Origin of the sequence: Polaribacter sargassicola, from assembly GCF_021991835.1 — a bacterium.
GTDB lineage: Bacteria > Bacteroidota > Bacteroidia > Flavobacteriales > Flavobacteriaceae > Polaribacter > Polaribacter sargassicola.
Genome location: NZ_JAHDAU010000041.1, coordinates 1 through 440 on the forward strand (window position 1 = coordinate 1; position 440 = coordinate 440).

Genomic DNA, 440 nt, shown 5'->3' on the forward strand with positions numbered 1-440 from the left:
AGCCCCAGGCCCGCGAGCAGCACCAGGACGAGCGCCCCGATCGAGCGTCGCCGGGTGATGACCAGGACGACGGAGAAGACGACGGCCGTGACCGCCGCGGGCAGCAGCAGGACCACCCATCCGTAACCCGACATCCCTCCGACGGAGAGCTGGATCGCATAGAACACGGCCGTCCAGATGACGAAGGCGTACGCGAGACCGCCGAGACCGGTGAGGAACCCGCGGAGCGCGCTGCGCACGCGGCCGCTCCCCTGCATGCCGTCGGCTGCCACGTTCCCGCTCACAGCGCACCGCCTCCCCCGGACACGACGAACGGCCAGGGCACGAGCAGGGCCGCGCCTGCGATCAGCCAGACGATCCGCACCCAGTCCTTCGCCCCTCGGGTGACCACGAGGACGGCGACGAACCACAGTGCCGGTGCCAGCCCCGCAAGCCACCGT

1 protein-coding gene is annotated in these 440 nt (G+C 71.4%); it reads right to left on the reverse strand.

Annotated elements, in window-relative coordinates:
- Positions 1 to 272: hypothetical protein (locus KI686_RS15725; RefSeq protein WP_237590281.1), on the reverse strand; the 272-nt coding region annotated here is incomplete at its 3' end.
- Positions 273 to 440 lie beyond the last annotated feature (168 nt).